Raw genomic sequence first — 19213 nt, 5'->3', positions numbered from 1 at the left:
GCAAATACCCATTAAACTTTACGAATACGGAAAAATTTAGTTAATAGCCATGTGCCTTGTGGGAAACTTAATGTCAACTGCCAGACACCTCCACCATCAAGGTCATACTCTTGCATAAGTTTCATTTTCCTACCAATACTTTGTGCATCTTCAAACCAAACCATATGCTTGTTACCTAGTTCATCTACATATTGAAAGAATGGTGATTCAAATTCTTTTGCATATTGAACAGGAACTTGATATTTCATTGCAAGCTGAATGGCATGTTGGTTTGAGATTCCTGGATAGACCACACCTTTTTGATAAGGAAGTGTCCAGTTATACCCATAAAGCGGGAAACCGAGAATCATTTTATGTTTTGGAACATGATTGAGGGCAAATTGAATGGTTTGTCTTACTTTTTCAATTGGTGCAATTGGTCCAGGCTCACTTGTTCCATGGTGCCAGTCATAAGCCATAATAAACATGTAGTCGCTAAAAGAGGCAATAGCTGAATAATCATAACCATGTAACCATGTGATATGATCACTTGTTTTTGGTGGGACAGCAACAGTCAAAACATAACCGGATGGATGAAGGCGCTCTTTAAGTTCATTTAGAAAGGCAGGAAATAAATCCTTGTCTTTAGCTGAGACATTTTCAAAATCAATATTAACTCCTGCATAACCCTTTGTTTGAATGGTACGAAAAATGTTTTCAATTAAGTTTCGTCTAATAGCTGGCTGATGTAATACTTGATGAATCAGGTTTGAACTAAATCCTGTTTTTGTTAAATTGGTAACCGTCATAATGGGAGAGACATGGTTTTTCCATCCTGTTTTAATCGCTGTCAAATCATTGAGTTGACTTAAAGATCCTTCACTTGAAAAGTGATATTCAAAAAGCGCTAAGTATGTGGTGTAGGGAGCAAAATTTTTGATCAGTCCCTGATCTAACAAGGGATTTCTTAATGTGTAGTAACCTAAACCCGTTATGTATTTTTTTGAAGTTTTGGGGATTGTCAATTTTATTCCCGGGTGTAAGAGGTTCGGGGTTATCTCTGGATTTGCCTTTTTCAAGCTATTTACACTTACAAATGTCTTATTTGCAATCGAATCAAAAGTGTCTCCATATTGAACAGTGTATGTATAAAGAGGAATAAAAAGAGTTTGACCTGGAACTATATTTGTTTCGATTAGTCCGTTTGTTAAGCGGATCTGATCCAACGAAATTCCTAATTTCGCACCAATGGAAAATAAAGAGTCTCCAGGCCGAACGGTATAGATGAACAACAAATCCACTTCCTTTTTTCATGACTTGTGAAACTCTTAAATATTCATATGTTGGAGGTGATCTATTCATGCTGTTTTAAAAAAACAAGAGGAAGACCCTAGGGATAGCTAGGATTTTCCTGAAGGTCATTTACATTTAAAACATTTCATTAATTTCCCAAGATTCTACTGTTTGATAAGCGGTTTGTGGATCCATTCCACGCCCCAGTAAATATGCCATCGCAGCCACTTCTGTCATGGCATGTTGATAAGAAGTGCCCTTTGCTTCCTTTAAACCATAAGAAACAAAAGGAGCGATCGTATTTAATGTCATGGATTTGAGTTGTGGATATAAAGGGGTTTTCATCGTATGGGCTGCCTTTTCTGATTGTGGATATTGCGGAAACTGTCCACTTTGCATTGAATACATATGATTCGTGTAATCCATTATTCTCTTCCTTTCTTGTCTTTGATGAATTCGATTATAGCTTATGCTCCGCTCATGCCCTATGTGTTAGGCGTGTTCCCATCTAAACCTAGTACGGAAAGAAAGGATAGCCGTAGCCGCCGTAGCCACCGTAGCCACCGTAGCCACCGTATGGACCTAGCAGTGCCCCTGCTGTAAGACCTCCTAAAAATCCACCGAAAAACGGACCGGGACCGTAAAAGAATGGTCCGCCAAAGGGTCTTCCGAAAAAGGGCCTTCCATAAAAAGGTCTTCCGATAATTCGATCATCACCGTGAGAAAAATGATCATGTCCGATTAGGTTCATAAAAAAATCCCTCCAATAATATAATGATACTTGACTACAATAATGTATTCTGCCTAACTGTTTTTGCTTGGGCAGACGGCTATAGGTCGTCAGAATTTCTATGGCACCGTCTTAAAAGGAGAGAGCAAAATGGGATTATATCGGTCAGATTGGGCTCAGGCCCCCGCCCATGCTCATGCGTACCGGGCCAGAACATCTGAATTTGCGGGGCATGTTCATTTAATTGAGGGATTTTCACAGCCGGCTAATGGAAGTAATACAGACGATCATATCCATTTTTATTCAGGAGTTACCTCATTTGAAAATGGTCATTACCATAGATATTACGGGATTACTGGACCGGCCATTTTGAGAAGGGATGGGACCCACTATCATGAGATAGGAGGGACGACTTATTTTGCCTACACAGAGTCTCCCTCTATTCAGTATGGGGGGATTGTTTATGTAAGCGGGGGCCGTAAAGAAAGGCATAGACATTCATACCGCGGTGTGACGAGAGAAGTGGTCGGGAATGAACCGCTCGGATGGTAATGTTTATATGTGGTATAAATTGGATAAAATGAAATTTAAAAGCTAAAAAGGTATAATGGGAGGAGATTGTATAAAAGAGAGTGATCAATAATGAATAAAAACAAACCATCTGTCATTGTCATGATCGGTCCGACTGCGGTTGGTAAGACACAATTGAGTGTAATGTTGGCTGACAGTTTAAACGCAGAGATTATTAGCGGAGATTCGATGCAAATTTACAGAAAAATGGACATTGGCACAGCAAAAATTAAAGCTGAAGAAATGAATGGAGTACGACATCATCTTCTTGATATTAAAGATGCTGCAGAACCTTTCTCAGTTGCAGAGTATCAGCAGATTGTGAGAGAAAAAATTGCTGAGATTGAAGACCGTGGCAAATTGCCGATGATTGTCGGGGGAACGGGGCTTTACATTCAGTCGGTTCTTTATGACTACTCATTCACAGAAGAAGCAGGAGATTCTAAGTTTCGAGCAGAAATGGAGAGACTTGCAGTTGAAAAAGGGAATGAATATGTGCACTCTTTACTAAAAGAACGCGACGCTAAAGCGGCAGAAGCGATTCATCAAAATAATGTTCGCAGGGTCATTAGAGCGCTTGAGATTTTACATACCTCTAGGAAAACAATGTCCCAACATATCGAAGATCAACAAAAAGAACTTTTATATAACACAGCACTTGTCGGTTTGACAATGGACCGCCAAGTGCTTTATGACAGAATCAACAAACGGGTTGATCAAATGATGGATGAAGGACTTTTGCAAGAAGCAAGGCAATTTTTTGAAGATGAAAAAGTGAGACACTCGCAGTCTGTGCAAGCGATCGGTTATAAAGAACTATTTGCATATTTCGAAGGTAGGGAGACACTGTCAGCGGCTGTCGAAACGCTAAAGCGAAATTCAAGACGCTATGCTAAACGGCAGCTGACATGGTTTAGAAATAAAATGGATGTCACATGGTTCGATATGACACCACCGGTTAAAATCGAGCAGAAAAAGCAGGAAATTTTCACATATATAGCAGGAAAGATCGAATTTTAAGCGAAACAATATGTATAGAGAAATGAGGAGGATCAAGAACATGAAATCGATAAATATTCAAGACCAGTTTTTGAATCAGATTCGTAAAGAAAATACATTTGTCACAGTCTTTTTACTAAATGGGTTTCAACTCCGAGGTCAAGTAAAAGGGTTTGACAATTTCACAGTATTGCTTGAAACGGAAGGGAAACAGCAACTTATTTACAAGCATGCGATTTCTACTTTTGCACCGCAAAAAAATGTTCAGCTTGAGCTCGAATAACCATCTTTTCAAAATGAACCATGTCGTCGGCCGGCATGGTTCTTTGCATTTTCTAACATCCGAAGTTCGAGGGGGAAATCCAATCCAATGCTTTCAAATTTACAAACTGTCTACTAATCGATAAACTATAAACTAAACCGTTTTTTCGCAGGAGGAATGAACAGAATCATGAAACCGAATATTGTCATCAACCATTGGGAAGAAACATGTGAAAATGATTCTTGTTATGAATATGGCACAAGCATCATTGTGAATGGAAAAGAACTGGTTAGGGAAGCCTCGATCTTAACCGCTGTTCAATCCATTCTTAAAGAACTTGGAATCGAAGCCGATATTAAAGAGGTATGTGAGAACAAGTGTTGTGATACTTACAAAAAATAAGTGAAAAAGTCTAGTCTACTATCTTATTTTTTTTCATGTTATGATAATTTCAGTTTATGAGTAGAGTGAGCATACAGCTCTTATTCTACTCATATTTCTTTGCCTTTGCAGCTTGTTATGCTGATACATAAATGTGAACTTTTTTTCGTCTCGAATCAATATGTTGTGTTTTGATGAGTGATAGTATACCATATATTGTGCAAGGTCAAATTTAGAAACAATTTTAATAGGTTGTGATAATGTTGATTCAAATTGTATTTGATTCAAAGACGGGGAATGTTCAGCGCTTTGTGGATAAAACACCATTTCGGAATATAAAGAAAGCCAACACAGAGGAATACTTAGATGAACCGTTTATCTTAGTCACCTATACAACAGGATTTGGGGAAGTTCCGAAAACAACTGAGATGTTTCTAGAAAAAAATGCTCATCTGTTAAGAGGAGTTGCTGCAAGCGGGAACAGAGTGTGGGGAGAGTATTTTGCAAAAAGTGCAGAAAAAATATCGAAACAGTATCAGGTTCCGATTCTCCACCAATTTGAACTCAGTGGGACGATCAAAGATGTTGAACGATTTACTCAGGAGGTAGAAAGAATTGTCACAAAATCAAGTGCCAAAATGGATCCAGTTAAACAATGAGATCATGATCCAGAAAGATGGAAAATTTCAGTTTGATAAAGATAAAGAAGCTGTACATAGTTATTTTGTAGACTATGTCAACCAAAATACGGTTTTTTTTCATGATCTGAAAGAGAAAATCGATTATTTAATCAAAAATCAATACTATGAAGAAGAATTTTTAAGCAAGTACACTTTTGAAGAAATCAAAGAAGTGTTTAAACTAGCTTATGCTAAAAAATTTAGATTTCCGTCATTTATGAGCGCGTTTAAGTTTTATAACGATTATGCGTTGAAGACAAATGACAAGAAAAAAATACTTGAACGCTATGAAGACCGGATCTCAATTGTCGCTTTATTTTTTGCAAATGGTGATAAAGAGAAGGCACTAGAATTTGTCAAGGTGATGATCAATCAGGAATATCAGCCAAGCACACCAACCTTTTTAAATGCTGGACGCAAGCGTCGTGGTGAACTTGTTAGCTGTTTTCTTCTAGAAGTGAATGATTCATTAAATGACATTTCTCGGGCCGTGGATATTTCGATGCAGCTTTCCAAGCTTGGTGGAGGCGTTTCTCTGAATCTTTCAAAATTGCGAGCCAAAGGTGAAGCAATAAAAGACGTTGAAAATGCCACAAAAGGGGTTGTCGGCGTAATGAAGCTTCTTGATAACGCGTTTCGCTATGCCGACCAGATGGGGCAGAGACAAGGTTCAGGTGCAGCATATTTAAACATTTTTCACCGTGACATTAATGATTTCTTAGATACGAAGAAAATCTCTGCAGATGAAGATGTCAGGGTAAAAACTCTGTCTATCGGTGTTGTCATTCCTGATAAGTTTATTGAACTTGCAAGAGAAGATAAAGCGGCATATATATTCTATCCTCACACTGTTTATAAAGCATACGGTGAGCATTTGGACGAAATGAATATGGACGAGATGTACGATCAGTTAGTGGAAGATCCAAGGGTGAAAAAAGAAAAGATAAATCCCCGTAAACTGCTAGAGAAACTTGCGATGTTAAGATCGGAATCTGGGTATCCATACATCATGTTCCAAGACAATGTCAATAAAGTCCATGCATTGAATCATGTGTCAAAGGTGAAGTTTTCTAACCTTTGTTCAGAGGTTCTTCAGGCTTCCCAAGTTTCGTCCTATACTGACTATGGTAAAGAAGATGAGATCGGTCTCGATATTTCCTGCAACCTTGGTTCTTTAAATATCCTGAATGTGATGAAAAACCAATCACTTGAACAAACGGTCAAACTTGCGACAGATTCATTGACACATGTTTCAGAAACGACAAACATTACGAACGCACCCGCTGTCAGAAAAGCGAACAAAGCCATGAAATCAATCGGTCTTGGGGCGATGAATCTTCACGGATATTTGGCGCAACATGGTATCGCATATGAAAGTGAAGAGGCTAGAGATTTTGCAAATACTTTCTTCATGATGATGAATTTTTATTCGATTGAGCGATCAGCAGAAATTGCCAAACAAAAAGGTGAAACATTCTATCAATATGAAGGTTCTGCTTATGCGACTGGAGAATACTTTGAAAAGTATGTGACACAAGACTTCACACCAAAGTTGGACAAGGTTGCACATCTTTTTGAAGGTATGCATATTCCGACAAAAGAAGACTGGGAACGGTTGAAAGAATTTGTAAGAGAGCATGGTTTGTATCACAGCTATAGACTGTGTATCGCACCGACAGGCTCAATTTCATATGTGCAGTCAAGTACTGCGTCGGTTATGCCGATTATGGAACGAATTGAAGAAAGGACATATGGCAATTCGAAAACCTACTATCCAATGCCAGGACTTGCACCAAGCAACTGGTTTTTCTATAAAGAAGCATACGATATGGATATGTTCAGAGTTGTTGATATGATTGCAACGATTCAACAGCATGTTGACCAAGGGATCAGTTTTACATTATTCCTAAAAGATACAATGACGACACGCGATCTGAATCGGATCGACCTTTATGCCCATCATAAAGGAATTAAAACACTTTACTATGCAAGAACGAAAGATACAGGGCAAGAAGGCTGCCTTTCTTGTGTCGTTTGATTAAAGGAGAGTATGCAAAAGTGACGAAAATATATGATGCAGCAAACTGGTCAAAGCATGAAGATGATTTTACCCAAATGTTTTATAACCAAAACGTAAAGCAGTTTTGGCTCCCGGAAGAAATCGCATTGAATGGCGATCTTCTTACGTGGAAATATTTGGGTTCTGATGAGCAGGACACTTACATGAAAGTACTCGCTGGGTTGACGCTTCTCGATACAGAGCAAGGAAACACCGGTATGCCTCTTGTCGCAGAACATGTTGAAGGCCATCAGCGTAAAGCAGTTCTGAATTTCATGGCGATGATGGAAAATGCTGTTCACGCTAAATCCTATTCAAACATTTTTATGACACTTGCACCAACAGAGACAATTAATGAAGTGTTTGAATGGGTGAAACAAAATAAATATCTGCAAAAAAAAGCACGAATCATTGTCGGACTTTATGAAAAAATCCGCCATGGCGACAAAATATCGTTATTTAAAGCGATGGTCGCATCCGTTTACTTGGAAAGCTTTCTATTTTACAGTGGCTTTTACTATCCTCTCTATTTTTATGGACAGGGAAAACTGATGCAAAGCGGTGAAATCATAAATTTGATCCTGCGTGATGAAGCAATCCACGGTGTATATGTTGGACTGCTTGCTCAGGAAATTTACAACATGCAGACTCCTGACAAGCAACAAGAATTATATACGTTTGCGATCGATCTCCTCAAAGAGCTTTATGAAAACGAACTTGAGTATACAGAAGATCTGTACGATCAAGTTGGTCTTTCACATGATGTGAAAAAATTCATTCGTTATAATGCAAACAAAGCGCTCATGAACCTTGGATTTGAGGCTTATTTTGAAGAAGAAGAGATCAACCCGATCGTATTGAACGGTTTAAATACAAAGACGAAGTCACATGACTTTTTCTCTATGAAAGGAAACGGTTATAAAAAAGCAACCGTTGAACCTTTAAAAGATGACGATTTTTATTTTGACGAACAATAAAATTTGATGTTCATGGCGGGTTTTATATCGCCGGGCAAAAGAGCAGAACCCCTCTGCTCTTTTATTCTGAGGAGGAAACGATGACAATGGGAAAAATGGATGAAATGATTCTCGTGGCACCACGAGCGCATGTATTTGCAAATGAAGCCTTGACATTTCAAGGTGTGAATAGCGATCAAGAGACAATCGGAAAGATTATGAAACATATTGAAGATAATTTTAAGGAAATGAGAAGAGGGGATGCTGAGGAAAACCCTTCTTATAAACAGCCAATTCCATATGTCGTGATTAAAAGGGAAGATGAGATATTCGTTTATGAACGGCTTGAGGGAGGTGGTGAAGCCCGGCTTCACAACAAACTTTCCCTTGGCTTTGGCGGCCATATGAACTTTGTGGCTGACTTAGCGTTCTCTGACATTTTAAAATTAAATACAGACAGGGAACTTGACGAGGAATTAATGATTGAGGAAGAATCCAAAGTTAAAATGAGCACGCTTGGACTGATTAATGATGATGAAAACAATGTTGGTAAAGTGCATATCGGTATCCTCTCTGCACTTGAATTAAAACCGGGTGCACATGTTGAAGTAAAAGAAAAGGACCAGATTGCCGGCCGTTGGATGAGGGCTTCTGATTTGAAAGAGAAAAGTGTATATGACAGACTTGAGTCATGGTCACAGTTTGTCGTTGATATACTAGTTTGAATTGAAATCTAAGAAAATTTGCTTTTGTAGCAGATTTTCTTAGATTTTTTTGTTAAAATTTTATTTAAAAAGGAAGAGAGGGATAAAAATGTTTTTTATTCTAACAGTTCTTTTGGTTGTTTTCGGAGTTTTCTTCTTTACAATATTTCTAAACACTAGATATTTTATTAAAGAGAATTGTCTAGTCTTAAAATTTGGTCTATCTAAAACAGAAATACCTCTTGTCGACATTGTTGCGATTAAAGAATCGGATCAGTACGGAACAGCAGAGCGTGTTGACCATAGGATCGGTATACCGTATGGTCAGCCGGATAGAGTAGTGATAAAAACCAAAACAAACAATTATCTCATTTTTTTAAATGGTTCACATCTTCTGATGAACAAATTTAAAGATGCTAAGATATCATAATAGTGTTAAGAAAGGGGCTGTCCAATGAGTCGAGTTTTGACTATTGGACGCCCTTTTCATGTTTAACAAACGCTCATATAGTCAGCAATTTTGATCGATAACTTTTAACAATTCTACTTTTTTCGGGCAAGTCTTTTTACTCTATTCTTGATCAATAAAAACATCAAAACCGCTATTCTTTGCTTTCTGAGCAAGTGTTTCAGCATTGTCTTTTTTAGAAAAAGCACCGATCTGTACTTTAAATAAGCGGTCTCTATTCATGACGGCCGTTTCAAATCCTTTTGCTTTTGCCTTGTGGGCAAGAGAATCTGCATTTCGTTTTTCTTTAAAGGCACCGATCTGTACTTTATAGAGCGGTCTCTTTTTGGTTAGTTTAAAAGCATTGGCTAGTCCATTTGCATGGCCCTTGACAATGGAATCGATAAAAAATTCTGATTTCAATTTATTGGCATCATCGACATTGTCAACAAAACCGTTTTCTGTTAATAAAGCCGGCATCATCGTTTCTCGAAGTACATGAAAATTTGCGGTTTTTTGACTGCGATCTGGAAAATTGACAACTTTTAAAATTTCTTCATGAAGGAAATCCTGATAAGTGGTAGTCGGTATACCGACATCAGGAAAAATATAACTTTCAAATCCACTTCCCCCTCCAGCGTTCACATGAATAGAGAGAAAAAAGTCAGCCTCCCAGTTGTTTGCTGTATCTGTTCTTTGCATAAGGCTGACAGTCTCGTCATTTCTTCTGCTTAACTGAACCAACACATTTTCATATTCATTTAATAAAAAACTTTCAAGAGTTAAGGCGATGTCTAGTGTCAAATTTTTTTCCTGTAAACCATTACCGATTGCACCTGGATCAATACCACCATGGCCCGGATCAATAAAAATTTTCACCATTTCATTCACCTCAACCTATTTTATGAAAAACAGATGATCATGGGTTGTACTATTGTCATTGATCTCTAAAATAACAGAAAAAAGTTGTTTTTTTGTTTGGTTTATACTATAATTTAAGTACGCTGCATTGTACGTAATGTTAATTAAGTTTTAACCTTTATGCTGTAATAGGGAGTTTTATATTGAAACTGGAATGCCAAGCCTTCCAAGAGAGGACGGCAAGAATGTTTCTGCAGACACCCACTTTGAGGAGTGTGGTTTAAAACTTTCTTACTTGCATACGGCAAATGCGGCACTTAAGTCATTTTGAAAAATGGCTTTTTTATTTGCGTTCATTTAATTATACATAAAAATATGATGTTAACAAAAAATCGATAGACCGATCCCTGACATTATAGGGGAGAGGTCTATTTTCTTTTTATGCGCTTAATCTGTCTGATTAGCATGTTTCATATCAAATACAGCTTCTATAATCGAGAAGAAGATTGCAGCAATCAGAAGGGTATTTGAAGGGACAAAAACATCATCAACGAATTGATCCGCAATATGAAATGTGAGCAAATTCATGATAAGATCGATCACAAACTTTAAACAAAAATATAAAGTAACATGTTCTATTGATATGGAGGCGATCGTAATTAAAATCTTGCCAATCACCTCAAAAACTCCCCCAACTAAAAAACAAACAAAAATAAAAAGCGAAATGGATGTATATGATGCATAAGACACCTCAAAAATCCTAAAAAACCCAATGGCACCAAAGAAAACCGCAAACAAAAAGATAGAGAGACCGATAAAAAAAATCATGCCGAGAGAAATGATTATAGTTAATTTAGATTTTAAGTTTAAATGTTTAAAAGGCACATCATTTTTGCGCATGAATCGATTGTACTCCTCCCCAAAAACTATTCAATGTCGAGAAAATGTCAGAACCCCGATCTGTGAATGCTATGTTTTAATATTTATATATTTTAACAAAAAAACCAATTGAAAAGAATAGGGTCGAGTGTCACCATTTTTAATGAAATGTATGACATAACAGGAAAAACATTCATGCTTTCTTGGTTTCTTTCAAAAAATTCACAATAGAGAGAGGACAGTATGATAAATTTAGAATAAAAAGCCATTGAAGAATTTAAATCAAAAATGGCTGGAAGTGAACAGCTCCAAGAAACAATATTTGACTTATGATGAGTGTGCAGTGGGATTTTCTGGAGTGATCGGAATTGCCACTTCAATTAAAGGCGTTCTTGCTTACAATTATAATTAACTGCTATTTTATTGAGAAGTGTTTAAAAAAGTACCTATATCATTTCAGATACCATCTGACCAAATTGTTAAAATAAAAGAAAAAAACAACCATTCGCACTATTCAAATCAATCCCTTCATTTGTGGTGTTTCATCAAAATATGAGGAGACCAATGTGGTGTTTCATCAAAATATGAGGAGACCAAGAAGAGTTTAATAAGTTAAAATTGTTTTTTGATCATGTTCCAATCGACGATAATTTTATTATGTTAACAGAATGGTTTAACAAGGTGATAAAACAAACCACTGTTTATTTTTCGGCACACTTTTGATGAGAGCAGTTATAATGACTGTTTTTTTTATTTAGGAGCCAATCTTAAAGACGGTGTAACGCTAAACAACTTTTACTTACATTTTTAAACCTTGCTAACTGAGTGATTAGCTTTCATTCAAAAAGGGGCTTGTAAGTGGATTTAAATACTGATTTTGCATGTCTTGAGAGTGTCAGAACCACTTGTGAAACGTGTCATGGTAAACGATTTTCATCAGTATAAATTAAGTGATAAATCTATATCAGATGTTTTAGACATGTCAGTCATAAAGGCACTTCGTTTTTTCGGAGCGAAGAAGTAGCTCACACGGTGAATGTCAAAGGTGAAATGAGCCAATCAGTTATATCGATCGGGAAACATTTCCTTGCTTGATGAGCCAACAATAAGACTTCATATGGCAGATTGACGGAGATGGTAAGAGCGAGTTATTGCGGGCTTGGTATCATAACTTTGCCGATGCTGAAAAAACGAAACGTTTAGATTGAGTGATGGCAAAAGAAGAAACATGCATCAGTGTGAAACAGCTGATCCACCAAATTACAATTTCGGTCTGAAGCAAGTCAGCTTATAACCGTTGTGTTTGCAAGTGGCTTGGTTCGGGAAAAACGGTGGAGAAGAGGGAAGCAATATTTCCTGGGTAAGCGCAAATTACGACGTTCTTCATCATTCAAATATTTAACACATGTTATCAATTGTAGAACAAGAGAAATTCTTGTAAAATAACGTTAGACATAATGAAGGGAGCGTCGATATGTATAAGGGATTGTTTTATTTGTTCTTTGTTTTGATACTGTTTGTGATCTTTATTTTGACTAATTTCAAGGAAAGCTTTATTGCTTACTTTTAAAATAGGTTTTTATATTAGTACATGTTCACCCCCTGCTTCATAGTTTAATAGTGTATATAGAAGCTACAGAAAGGGGATTTAACATGCACTGTAAAAATGTGATGCCACCGATTTGTCATCCTACTCAATGCTGTTACAATCATTGCTATGGAGAAACTGTCGTACCACATATCCATCCACAGCATACAACCAATATGAATCATCAGCATTTTCAGCACGTTCACTACTTTCCGCAAACCCAATCAACGGTTGGGCAAACGACACATCAGCATTTTGTTAGTCCTGGACCGGGACCTGGCATCGGTTACTAACAGGACTTCAACAGGATGAATCAAGGCATATTCAATTTAAACAAATCTGTAAAAATGGGGCGAATTCAGGCCCCATTTTTAAAATTAGGTGATGCAAATGAAAGTATTGGCGGTCACTGGCTACAAACCATATGAAATCGGTATTTTTAAACAAGATGATCAAGCTTTGTTTTACATAAAAAAGGCACTTGAAAACCGAATTCTCACTTTGCTCGATGAAGGACTGGAATGGATTCTCATCTCAGGCCAGCTAGGAACAGAAATATGGGCTGCGGAAACCGTTTTTTCTCTTCAAGAAGAACATCCGGAGCTAAAAGTGGCAGTGATTACCCCTTTTACTTGCCAAGAGAAGAATTGGAATGAAGTAAATAAAGAGCGGTACCATGCCGTATTGGCACAAAGTGATTATACGGAAAGCCTGACAAATAGGCCATATGAAAGCCCGTTACAATTTAAGCAAAAAAATCGATTTTTCATCGAAAAATCTAATGCTCTGTTAATTCTTTATGATGAAGAAATTGAAGGGTCGCCTATATATATGATGAATGAAGCAAAAAAAGCTCAGGAAAAACGCGACTATCCTATTTTCACCATCACAATGGATGATCTGCGAATGACGGTTGAAGATGTCGGTTTTTCTGGCGAATCAGAATAAAATGACGAAGAGAAAATTTGACATCAGAAACGATTTCTGAAAAAATATAATATGATGATTCACGATATGAGGTGAAAAAGATGCTTGCTGATAAAGTGAAGCTTTCTGCTAAAGAAATTTTGGAAAAAGAGTTTAAAACAGGAGTTAGAGGCTATAAACAGGAAGATGTTGACAAATTTTTGGATATGGTCATTAAAGATTATGAAGCATTCCATCAAGAAATTGAAGAACTACAGCAGGAAAACCTGCACTTGAAAAAACAGCTGGAAGAAGCCAGCAAACGACAGCCAGCTCAATCAAATACAACCAATTTTGATATTTTGAAACGGTTATCTAATTTGGAAAAACATGTATTTGGAAGTAAATTATACGATTGAGGAAAAACCATTGTCTTTTAAAGTGTTGTAGGATATAATGATATATGTCTTAACGTTCGGGTAATCGCTGCAGATTGTAAAGATCTGTAGAGGAAAGTCCATGCTCGCACAGGCTGAGATGCCTGTAGTGTTCGTGCCTAGCGAAGTCATAAGCTAGGGCAGTCTATTTTTTAGGCTGACGGCAGGAGAAAAGCCTAAGTCTTTGAGATATGGTTTAGTATCCTTGAAAGTGCCACAGTGACGAAGTCTCATTAGAAATGATGAGAGTGGAACGAGGTAAACCCCTCGAGCGAGAAACCCAAATTTTGGTAGGGGAACCTTCTGGACGGAAATGAACGGAAGGAAGGACAGAGATGACTCTGTAGATAGATGATTACCACCTGAGTACGAGGCTGATTGCCATTTGCAGTACGAAGGAACAAAACATGGCTTACAGAACGTTATAGATCAGTCATTAAGATTACAATGGTAAAACATAAAAGCTGATGAACTGTCAAAGACGGTTTATCGGCTTTTTTTGTGGGAAGAAAACGGCTGTACAAAATAACTCCCTCAAGTTCGTCAACCAAAATATGAGCATACAGAGTAGTTTTAATTGTCATACTTGATAAAGTGGCATATGTCCCTTTTTCGGCTATTATGAACATTGCCAATGGATGAGGATGCCAGATTGGTGCACCGCGCTCATTCATAGCGTTCACAGGGAAGTAGTACATAAAGCGAACCATTCAGAAGCCCCTTAAGTTGAGGTCAGTAATAAATGGCTTTTCTATGGGAGTAATGCAGTTGAACTAAGCTCAAATATCCTTGTCGTAGAGGAAAAGGCCAGCATCTGAACATTTTTTAGAAATAGTAGATCAATTTTGGATTGGAAAAAACTTTTACAGTCTTACACTTACTATATGTTGTGTGTTCATCTTGAATATTTTATTTACTACTTGGCTTTCAGGTATTCAATGTTGATCGGAATGATTGAGGGTATGCTACGTGTAGGTGCTTGTTTAGGAGCTGCTGCCACGGGCCTTTTCTATTAAGTCAGCTCAAATCAGGTCATCTGCTGGTTTTTTCCATAACATTAATGCATATATGGATGTTTTTGGTTATAGATTCTTTGTATTTTTGGGGTTTAGATCGACTGATAACCAAGTAGCAGAGTTTCTGTTCAGGATTGGAACAAAAAGTGTTTGATATCATTACAAATGAAACAAAATATGATATATTTGAGAACATATATTTGTATATAAAGATAACAGTTGCGAAATGCTCAGGCAAAACGATTCAAAAAAGAAGAGGTTCCCTAGGTTTTGGGACGCCTCTTCATATGAAAGACATACATATAAAAGAAGGTGTTATAGATGAAATATAAAATAATTGCAACTGCACCGATGGGAATTGAAGCGATTGTTGCAAAAGAGGTGCGCGAATTAGGATACGATTGTATTGTTGATAATGGAAAGATCATTTTTGAAGGTGATGCACTGGCAATTTGCAGAGCAAACCTGTGGTTGAGAACGGCCGACAGAATCAAAATTCAAGTTGCGGAATTTACTGCGAAAACATTTGATGAATTATTTGAACAAACAAAAGCAATTGATTGGCAGTCCTTTATACCTGAGAATGCGAATTTTCCTGTTATCGGAAAATCGGTCAAATCTGTACTTGCCAGTGTGCCTGATTGTCAACGTATTGTTAAAAAAGCGATAGCTGAAAAGCTGAAAGCACAATATCAAAAGGGGAGCGAATGGCTTGAAGAAACAGGTCCTGAGTATAAAGTCGAGATCTCTCTTTTAAAGGATAGGGCGATGATCACACTTGATTCCTCTGGAATAGGACTCCATAAAAGAGGATATCGTGTCGGTCAGGGAGAAGCACCTTTAAAAGAAACGCTTGCTGCTGCCCTTATTCTGTTAACAAACTGGACACCGGACAGACCGTTTGTTGATCCGTTTTGCGGCTCTGGAACGATTCCAATTGAAGCGGCCTTAATTGGACAAAATATTGCACCAGGTTTTAACAGAGGATTTGTTTCAGAAGAATGGGAATGGATCGGGAAAGAGGCCTGGGATAAAGCGCGGCTAGAGGTTGAAGAAAAAGCCAATTATGATCAACCATTGTCAATTTACGGATATGATTTGGATCATCGCATGATTGAAATCGCGAAGACGAATACCGAAGAAGCCGGTTTGGCTGATATTATTCAATATAAGCAGATGCAAGTAAAAGACTTCACGACAAAAGCGGAGTATGGAGTGATCGTCGGAAATCCGCCGTATGGTGAACGTCTTGGTGAAAAGCATGCTGTTGAAAATATGTATCGGGATATGGGAAAAACTTTCGCTGGACTTGATACATGGTCAATCTATATCCTCACCTCAAACGAACAGTTTGAAGAGTGTTACGGAAAAAAAGCGACGAAAAAACGAAAGCTCTTTAACGGTTTTATTAAAACAGACTATTATCAATATTGGGGGAAAAGACCGCCAAGAAATAAATAACTCACATGTGAACTGTCGACACTGTCGGCAGTTTTTTCATTTGGGTATCAATTAAACATAATGGGTTAAATTATGTGGGAAAGGAAAGGTGAACATGAAAAAAATATGTTTAACAAGTATATTAGCGCTATTCCTTTTTCCTGTGGTTGCTCTTGGAGCCACAACATATACAGTCCAACCAGGGGATAGCTTATGGAAAATAGCCGTCAAATATCAGGTTGGGATTAAGGAACTCATCGGGGCCAACCCGCAAATTCCACGTCCCGATTTAATTTATCCGAATCAAAAAGTAAATATCCCAACCATTACGGAAAAATCTGTAGAGAAGCAAGTCATTCAACTTGTCAACCAAGAAAGAGCAAAAGCAGGTTTAAAGCCGCTAGTAGAGGATTGGGAGTTATCAAGGGTGGCAAGATACAAAAGTATGGATATGAGAGATAAAAACTATTTTTCACATCAAAGCCCAACATATGGAAGCCCTTTTCAAATGATTAAAGCTTTTGGTATTAGTTATAAGACTGCTGGTGAAAATATTGCAAAAGGTCAGTCAACACCGCAGACTGTTATGCAATCGTGGATGAACAGTTCTGGTCACAGAGCGAATATTTTAAGTGCTCAATATACCCATATAGGTGTAGGTTATGCCGCTGGGGGTACAGGAAGACATTATTGGACACAACAATTTATTAGCAAATAAGGGAGGACTCTTACCTCCCTATTTTAGTTGTTTTCCTAAAGCAGTTTTTACATAATCCAGGATTCATTTTTCTTTTTATATGAGTGACGTTTTTTGTCATGTCTAGAGCAGTGTTTTTTACATGGGCTATGATGTCTCTTACAAGGCCTATGACAGTCTTTCCTATAAGGTTCATGTTCGTAATATTTTCCGCAAGGCTCATAATAGCCTTTCTTGTCATGTTCATGATAGTGCTCATGCTTCCCGCAAGGCTCATAAAAATCTTTATGATAGTGCTCATGCTTCCCACAAGGCTCATAAAAATCTTTATGATAGTGCTCATGCTTCCCACAAGGCTCATAAAAATCTTTATGATAATGCTCATGGTAATAGATATCTTCTTTTCCATCATACTCATGATACTTCTCGCTAGGTTTATAAAAGTCTTTTTCGTAATGGTGACAAGGTTTATCATAACCATACTCGTGGCATTTTCCACAAGGTTCATCATAATGGTGATGATATTTTCCACAAGGCTCATAGCCATCTTTCATACAAGGTGTATCATAAAATTTCATATCATGCTCTTTTTTATAGGGATCATAATCGTGATATTCATGATAATCCCAGTCATCTTTCTGATACGGCCCGTAATAATACATAAGTCTCCACCTCAGTCTATTAATTTTTGAATTCTCTACAAGATATGATAAAAGAATGGAATAGTTTGGGTAGATGATATAGATATTTAGCACATTGTCTTTCATTTCTTGTGCAAATTTCTAGTGTTCCCATTTTTAAGATGTTACGATTTGAAATGTAAAAAATATGTAAGTGAGGGATATAAAGTGAGGCGGGATCAGGGTAAATATAAATGGATCGCATTAATGATCGCAACCTTTGCACAGGGATGCGCTACTTTTGTAACCTATGGAACAGGTCCTTTAGCGACTTTTTATCAACAATCATTGCATTTATCTCATTTTGAAACAGGAATCATCGTTTCTGTTATTAACATTGGGCCTATTTTCTCAATGATCTGTTTAGGTGACTTGATGGATCGTTATGGAAAGCGCTGGAGTATTGGATTGGGAGCTATTTTATTAGGATTAAATATTTCCCTTGCTTACTTTGCACAAAGTTTTTTTAGTTTACTGATTATTTTACGATTTACTGGTGTTTGGTATGGTACCGCTCAACCAGGAGGGAGAGTGGTTTCCACGTAAAAATAGAGGTGGATCAGACAAACAGGTATTCCACTAGGTGGAGCAGTCGCTATGGGTTAAATGAAGCCATTTTAGTACAAGGTTGGTTGCCTTTATCGGAGGTGTCCTCTTTTTAATCTTTTATAGGGATGTCAAAGGTTGTGCTATAAAAAGCAAAGATCAGATGACATTGAAAGAAAAGGTGAACCTGATAAAAAAAGATACGTATCTATATCCGATTTTTTTAATTGGCTGTAGCATGATTTCAGTTCAACTAATTATTGTCTCTCATTTATGAGTTATTTAAATCACGGTCTCCATAAATCCCTTTCAGAATCAGGTATGTTGTTAAGTGTAGCATTAGTCGGGGGAATGTGTGGAAGAATGATACTTTTTTGGGTGAGTAATACATTGTTTGATGGTAACCGAATCAAACCTTTAATAATAACGATTTGGTCAACTGCTGTTTTGATGATCTTTCTGGCGATACCTCATCAGTCAAACGATCTTTTGCTTTTAAGCTTATCCTTCACGTTTGGTTTTCTCGGTATGGGTTGGTTCAGTTTATTTATTGTTCTCCTACCTGAAAGCTAAATCAGAGGCTGTTGCGACAACAGTAAGTGTAGGTTTGACCATCAATCAGCTGTTTATTGTGTTTGCACCTGCAGCATTCGGTTATGCAGTCTACTGTTTTAAAAGTTATACCGTTCCATTTGTTGTTTTGGCTTGTTTTATTCTGATTGGTCCATACTGGTTGTAGAAGGCGGAAAAGCAGTTAACAGTTTCAGAAACGAGATATCATGATGGTTAACAGCAGAAAAATAAGTTGTGACGTTTTAAAGTCATCAACTTGTATAAAACAAAATAAACCTGCATATACTCGGGATTATTGAAATAAATCATGAGGTGAATTTATGAACAGCGAGCATATTCAAATGATTCAAAAAGCGCTAGAGGGATTATCTAGTTTGGATGGTTCGGCTAAAGTGCAACTTACATATGCAAAAGAAAACCTTGCTCATGCAATCAGCCACCTGCAATCAACTGATCATCCGTTTTTACCGTATTCAATTGATTGGAAATAAGCTTTAAGCGCCCCTCTCGTAAAACGGTTTCTTGTTGA

At 37.4% G+C, this 19213-nt stretch carries 25 protein-coding genes and 2 other RNA genes; 20 read left to right on the top strand and 7 right to left on the bottom strand.

What is annotated here, in order from left to right; genetic code table 11:
- Positions 1–11 precede the first annotated feature (11 nt).
- From PDT38_RS03535 to PDT38_RS03525, 3 genes are all read right to left on the bottom strand, one after another.
- The gene (locus PDT38_RS03535; RefSeq protein WP_270799057.1) at positions 12–1271 is read right to left on the bottom strand and encodes a glycosyl hydrolase family 18 protein; all 1260 of its coding nucleotides are present in this window, start codon (positions 1269–1271) and stop codon (positions 12–14) included.
- 136 nt (positions 1272–1407) lie between these two features.
- Positions 1408–1698 (bottom strand): hypothetical protein, encoded by a 291-nt coding sequence (locus tag PDT38_RS03530; protein ID WP_270799056.1) that lies wholly within the window; start codon positions 1696–1698, stop codon positions 1408–1410.
- An 88-nt stretch (positions 1699–1786) separates the two neighbouring features.
- On the bottom strand, positions 1787–2023 hold the full coding sequence (locus PDT38_RS03525) for a hypothetical protein (RefSeq protein ID WP_270799054.1): 237 nt from the start codon (positions 2021–2023) through the stop codon (positions 1787–1789).
- Positions 2024–2152: 129 nt separating this feature from the next.
- Between PDT38_RS03525 and PDT38_RS03520 the strand changes: the two genes are divergently transcribed.
- From PDT38_RS03520 to PDT38_RS03480, 9 genes are all read left to right on the top strand, one after another.
- The gene (locus tag PDT38_RS03520) at positions 2153–2554 is read left to right on the top strand and encodes a YmaF family protein (protein WP_270799052.1); all 402 of its coding nucleotides are present in this window, start codon (positions 2153–2155) and stop codon (positions 2552–2554) included.
- A gap of 90 nt (positions 2555–2644) precedes the next feature.
- Positions 2645–3592 carry a tRNA (adenosine(37)-N6)-dimethylallyltransferase MiaA gene (miaA, locus tag PDT38_RS03515; protein ID WP_270799050.1) on the top strand — a complete coding sequence of 316 codons (948 nt, stop codon included), beginning with the start codon at positions 2645–2647 and terminating at the stop codon, positions 3590–3592.
- A gap of 40 nt (positions 3593–3632) precedes the next feature.
- On the top strand, positions 3633–3854 hold the full coding sequence (gene hfq / locus PDT38_RS03510) for an RNA chaperone Hfq (RefSeq protein ID WP_006640257.1): 222 nt from the start codon (positions 3633–3635) through the stop codon (positions 3852–3854).
- Positions 3855–4022: 168 nt separating this feature from the next.
- Positions 4023–4235: a hypothetical protein gene (locus PDT38_RS03505; RefSeq protein WP_270799048.1), complete on the top strand. Its 213-nt coding sequence runs from the start codon at positions 4023–4025 to the stop codon at positions 4233–4235.
- A gap of 242 nt (positions 4236–4477) precedes the next feature.
- Positions 4478–4873: a class Ib ribonucleoside-diphosphate reductase assembly flavoprotein NrdI gene (gene nrdI / locus PDT38_RS03500; RefSeq protein WP_270799047.1), complete on the top strand. Its 396-nt coding sequence runs from the start codon at positions 4478–4480 to the stop codon at positions 4871–4873.
- The gene (gene nrdE, locus PDT38_RS03495) at positions 4830–6932 is read left to right on the top strand and encodes a class 1b ribonucleoside-diphosphate reductase subunit alpha (protein WP_270799045.1); all 2103 of its coding nucleotides are present in this window, start codon (positions 4830–4832) and stop codon (positions 6930–6932) included. Before nrdI ends, nrdE begins: the two co-directional genes overlap by 44 nt.
- A gap of 20 nt (positions 6933–6952) precedes the next feature.
- Positions 6953–7930, top strand: coding sequence for a class 1b ribonucleoside-diphosphate reductase subunit beta (nrdF, locus tag PDT38_RS03490; protein WP_270799044.1), 978 nt, complete (start codon positions 6953–6955; stop codon positions 7928–7930).
- Between the two features lie 86 nt (positions 7931–8016).
- Positions 8017–8634 (top strand): hypothetical protein, encoded by a 618-nt coding sequence (locus PDT38_RS03485; RefSeq protein WP_270800111.1) that lies wholly within the window; start codon positions 8017–8019, stop codon positions 8632–8634.
- Positions 8635–8722: 88 nt separating this feature from the next.
- The gene (locus PDT38_RS03480) at positions 8723–9043 is read left to right on the top strand and encodes a SunI/YnzG family protein (RefSeq protein WP_270799043.1); all 321 of its coding nucleotides are present in this window, start codon (positions 8723–8725) and stop codon (positions 9041–9043) included.
- Between the two features lie 141 nt (positions 9044–9184).
- Here the strand turns inward: PDT38_RS03480 and PDT38_RS03475 are convergent, their stop codons facing one another.
- Positions 9185–9943, bottom strand: a complete 759-nt coding sequence (locus tag PDT38_RS03475; RefSeq protein WP_270799042.1) for an N-acetylmuramoyl-L-alanine amidase — start codon at positions 9941–9943, stop codon at positions 9185–9187.
- 116 nt (positions 9944–10059) lie between these two features.
- Between PDT38_RS03475 and ssrS the strand changes: the two genes are divergently transcribed.
- Positions 10060–10243: non-coding RNA, 6S RNA (gene ssrS / locus PDT38_RS03470), on the top strand.
- Between the two features lie 126 nt (positions 10244–10369).
- Here the strand turns inward: ssrS and PDT38_RS03465 are convergent.
- Positions 10370–10822: a YrvL family regulatory protein gene (locus tag PDT38_RS03465; protein ID WP_270799040.1), complete on the bottom strand. Its 453-nt coding sequence runs from the start codon at positions 10820–10822 to the stop codon at positions 10370–10372.
- 247 nt (positions 10823–11069) lie between these two features.
- On the opposite strand from PDT38_RS03465, the gene PDT38_RS03460 reads away from it, so the two are divergent.
- The 5 genes from PDT38_RS03460 to rnpB all read left to right on the top strand — a co-directional run bounded on the left by PDT38_RS03460 (position 11070) and on the right by rnpB (position 14152).
- Entirely contained in the window at positions 11070–11213 is a 144-nt protein-coding gene (locus PDT38_RS03460) for a hypothetical protein (RefSeq protein ID WP_270799039.1), read from the top strand.
- Positions 11214–12454: 1241 nt separating this feature from the next.
- The gene (locus PDT38_RS03455) at positions 12455–12682 is read left to right on the top strand and encodes a CotD family spore coat protein (RefSeq protein WP_270799038.1); all 228 of its coding nucleotides are present in this window, start codon (positions 12455–12457) and stop codon (positions 12680–12682) included.
- 97 nt (positions 12683–12779) lie between these two features.
- Complete coding sequence (locus PDT38_RS03450) at positions 12780–13337, top strand: DUF1273 domain-containing protein (RefSeq protein ID WP_270799037.1); 558 nt, start codon at positions 12780–12782, stop codon at positions 13335–13337.
- Between the two features lie 80 nt (positions 13338–13417).
- A complete protein-coding gene (gene gpsB / locus PDT38_RS03445) occupies positions 13418–13714 on the top strand; it encodes a cell division regulator GpsB (protein ID WP_076763994.1) in 297 nt (98 codons plus the stop codon).
- Between the two features lie 52 nt (positions 13715–13766).
- Positions 13767–14152, top strand: an RNA gene (gene rnpB / locus PDT38_RS03440) — RNase P RNA component class B.
- A gap of 2 nt (positions 14153–14154) precedes the next feature.
- Here rnpB and PDT38_RS03435 read toward each other — a convergent pair.
- Positions 14155–14442, bottom strand: a complete 288-nt coding sequence (locus PDT38_RS03435; protein ID WP_270799036.1) for a hypothetical protein — start codon at positions 14440–14442, stop codon at positions 14155–14157.
- A 627-nt stretch (positions 14443–15069) separates the two neighbouring features.
- Between PDT38_RS03435 and PDT38_RS03430 the strand changes: the two genes are divergently transcribed.
- A complete protein-coding gene (locus PDT38_RS03430; RefSeq protein WP_270799034.1) occupies positions 15070–16209 on the top strand; it encodes a THUMP domain-containing class I SAM-dependent RNA methyltransferase in 1140 nt (379 codons plus the stop codon).
- A 94-nt stretch (positions 16210–16303) separates the two neighbouring features.
- Positions 16304–16906 (top strand): SafA/ExsA family spore coat assembly protein, encoded by a 603-nt coding sequence (safA, locus tag PDT38_RS03425; protein WP_270799032.1) that lies wholly within the window; start codon positions 16304–16306, stop codon positions 16904–16906.
- A 47-nt stretch (positions 16907–16953) separates the two neighbouring features.
- Here the strand turns inward: safA and PDT38_RS03420 are convergent, their stop codons facing one another.
- A complete protein-coding gene (locus tag PDT38_RS03420; protein WP_270799031.1) occupies positions 16954–17547 on the bottom strand; it encodes a hypothetical protein in 594 nt (197 codons plus the stop codon).
- A gap of 186 nt (positions 17548–17733) precedes the next feature.
- On the opposite strand from PDT38_RS03420, the gene PDT38_RS03415 reads away from it, so the two are divergent.
- The 3 genes from PDT38_RS03415 (at position 17734) to PDT38_RS03405 (ending at position 19175) form a co-directional block, all read left to right on the top strand.
- Positions 17734–18111, top strand: a complete 378-nt coding sequence (locus tag PDT38_RS03415; RefSeq protein ID WP_270799029.1) for an MFS transporter — start codon at positions 17734–17736, stop codon at positions 18109–18111.
- Positions 18112–18661: 550 nt separating this feature from the next.
- Positions 18662–18850 (top strand): hypothetical protein, encoded by a 189-nt coding sequence (locus PDT38_RS03410; RefSeq protein ID WP_270799027.1) that lies wholly within the window; start codon positions 18662–18664, stop codon positions 18848–18850.
- Positions 18851–19004: 154 nt separating this feature from the next.
- Entirely contained in the window at positions 19005–19175 is a 171-nt protein-coding gene (locus tag PDT38_RS03405) for a hypothetical protein (RefSeq protein ID WP_270799026.1), read from the top strand.
- Positions 19176–19213 lie beyond the last annotated feature (38 nt).

The organism is Bacillus changyiensis, assembly GCF_027706145.1.
In the GTDB taxonomy this organism is placed as follows: domain Bacteria; phylum Bacillota; class Bacilli; order Bacillales; family Bacillaceae; genus Bacillus; species Bacillus changyiensis.
Note: the sequence above shows the minus strand (reverse complement) of the source record. Positions and strands in the feature narration are given on the sequence as shown.

What these genes read in the sequence shown, in the direction of transcription:
- PDT38_RS03530 (WP_270799056.1), bottom strand. Translation starts at nt 1,698, where the DNA reads ATGGATTACACGAATCATATGTATTCAATGCAAAGTGGACAGTTTCCG.
- PDT38_RS03525 (WP_270799054.1), bottom strand. Translation starts at nt 2,023, where the DNA reads ATGAACCTAATCGGACATGATCATTTTTCTCACGGTGATGATCGAATT.
- PDT38_RS03520 (WP_270799052.1), top strand. Translation starts at nt 2,153, where the DNA reads ATGGGATTATATCGGTCAGATTGGGCTCAGGCCCCCGCCCATGCTCAT.
- miaA (WP_270799050.1), top strand. Translation starts at nt 2,645, where the DNA reads ATGAATAAAAACAAACCATCTGTCATTGTCATGATCGGTCCGACTGCG.
- hfq (WP_006640257.1), top strand. Translation starts at nt 3,633, where the DNA reads ATGAAATCGATAAATATTCAAGACCAGTTTTTGAATCAGATTCGTAAA.
- PDT38_RS03505 (WP_270799048.1), top strand. Translation starts at nt 4,023, where the DNA reads ATGAAACCGAATATTGTCATCAACCATTGGGAAGAAACATGTGAAAAT.
- PDT38_RS03485 (WP_270800111.1), top strand. Translation starts at nt 8,017, where the DNA reads ATGGGAAAAATGGATGAAATGATTCTCGTGGCACCACGAGCGCATGTA.
- PDT38_RS03480 (WP_270799043.1), top strand. Translation starts at nt 8,723, where the DNA reads ATGTTTTTTATTCTAACAGTTCTTTTGGTTGTTTTCGGAGTTTTCTTC.
- PDT38_RS03475 (WP_270799042.1), bottom strand. Translation starts at nt 9,943, where the DNA reads ATGGTGAAAATTTTTATTGATCCGGGCCATGGTGGTATTGATCCAGGT.
- PDT38_RS03465 (WP_270799040.1), bottom strand. Translation starts at nt 10,822, where the DNA reads ATGCGCAAAAATGATGTGCCTTTTAAACATTTAAACTTAAAATCTAAA.
- PDT38_RS03455 (WP_270799038.1), top strand. Translation starts at nt 12,455, where the DNA reads ATGCACTGTAAAAATGTGATGCCACCGATTTGTCATCCTACTCAATGC.
- PDT38_RS03450 (WP_270799037.1), top strand. Translation starts at nt 12,780, where the DNA reads ATGAAAGTATTGGCGGTCACTGGCTACAAACCATATGAAATCGGTATT.
- gpsB (WP_076763994.1), top strand. Translation starts at nt 13,418, where the DNA reads ATGCTTGCTGATAAAGTGAAGCTTTCTGCTAAAGAAATTTTGGAAAAA.
- PDT38_RS03435 (WP_270799036.1), bottom strand. Translation starts at nt 14,442, where the DNA reads ATGGTTCGCTTTATGTACTACTTCCCTGTGAACGCTATGAATGAGCGC.
- PDT38_RS03430 (WP_270799034.1), top strand. Translation starts at nt 15,070, where the DNA reads ATGAAATATAAAATAATTGCAACTGCACCGATGGGAATTGAAGCGATT.
- safA (WP_270799032.1), top strand. Translation starts at nt 16,304, where the DNA reads ATGAAAAAAATATGTTTAACAAGTATATTAGCGCTATTCCTTTTTCCT.
- PDT38_RS03420 (WP_270799031.1), bottom strand. Translation starts at nt 17,547, where the DNA reads ATGTATTATTACGGGCCGTATCAGAAAGATGACTGGGATTATCATGAA.
- PDT38_RS03405 (WP_270799026.1), top strand. Translation starts at nt 19,005, where the DNA reads ATGAACAGCGAGCATATTCAAATGATTCAAAAAGCGCTAGAGGGATTA.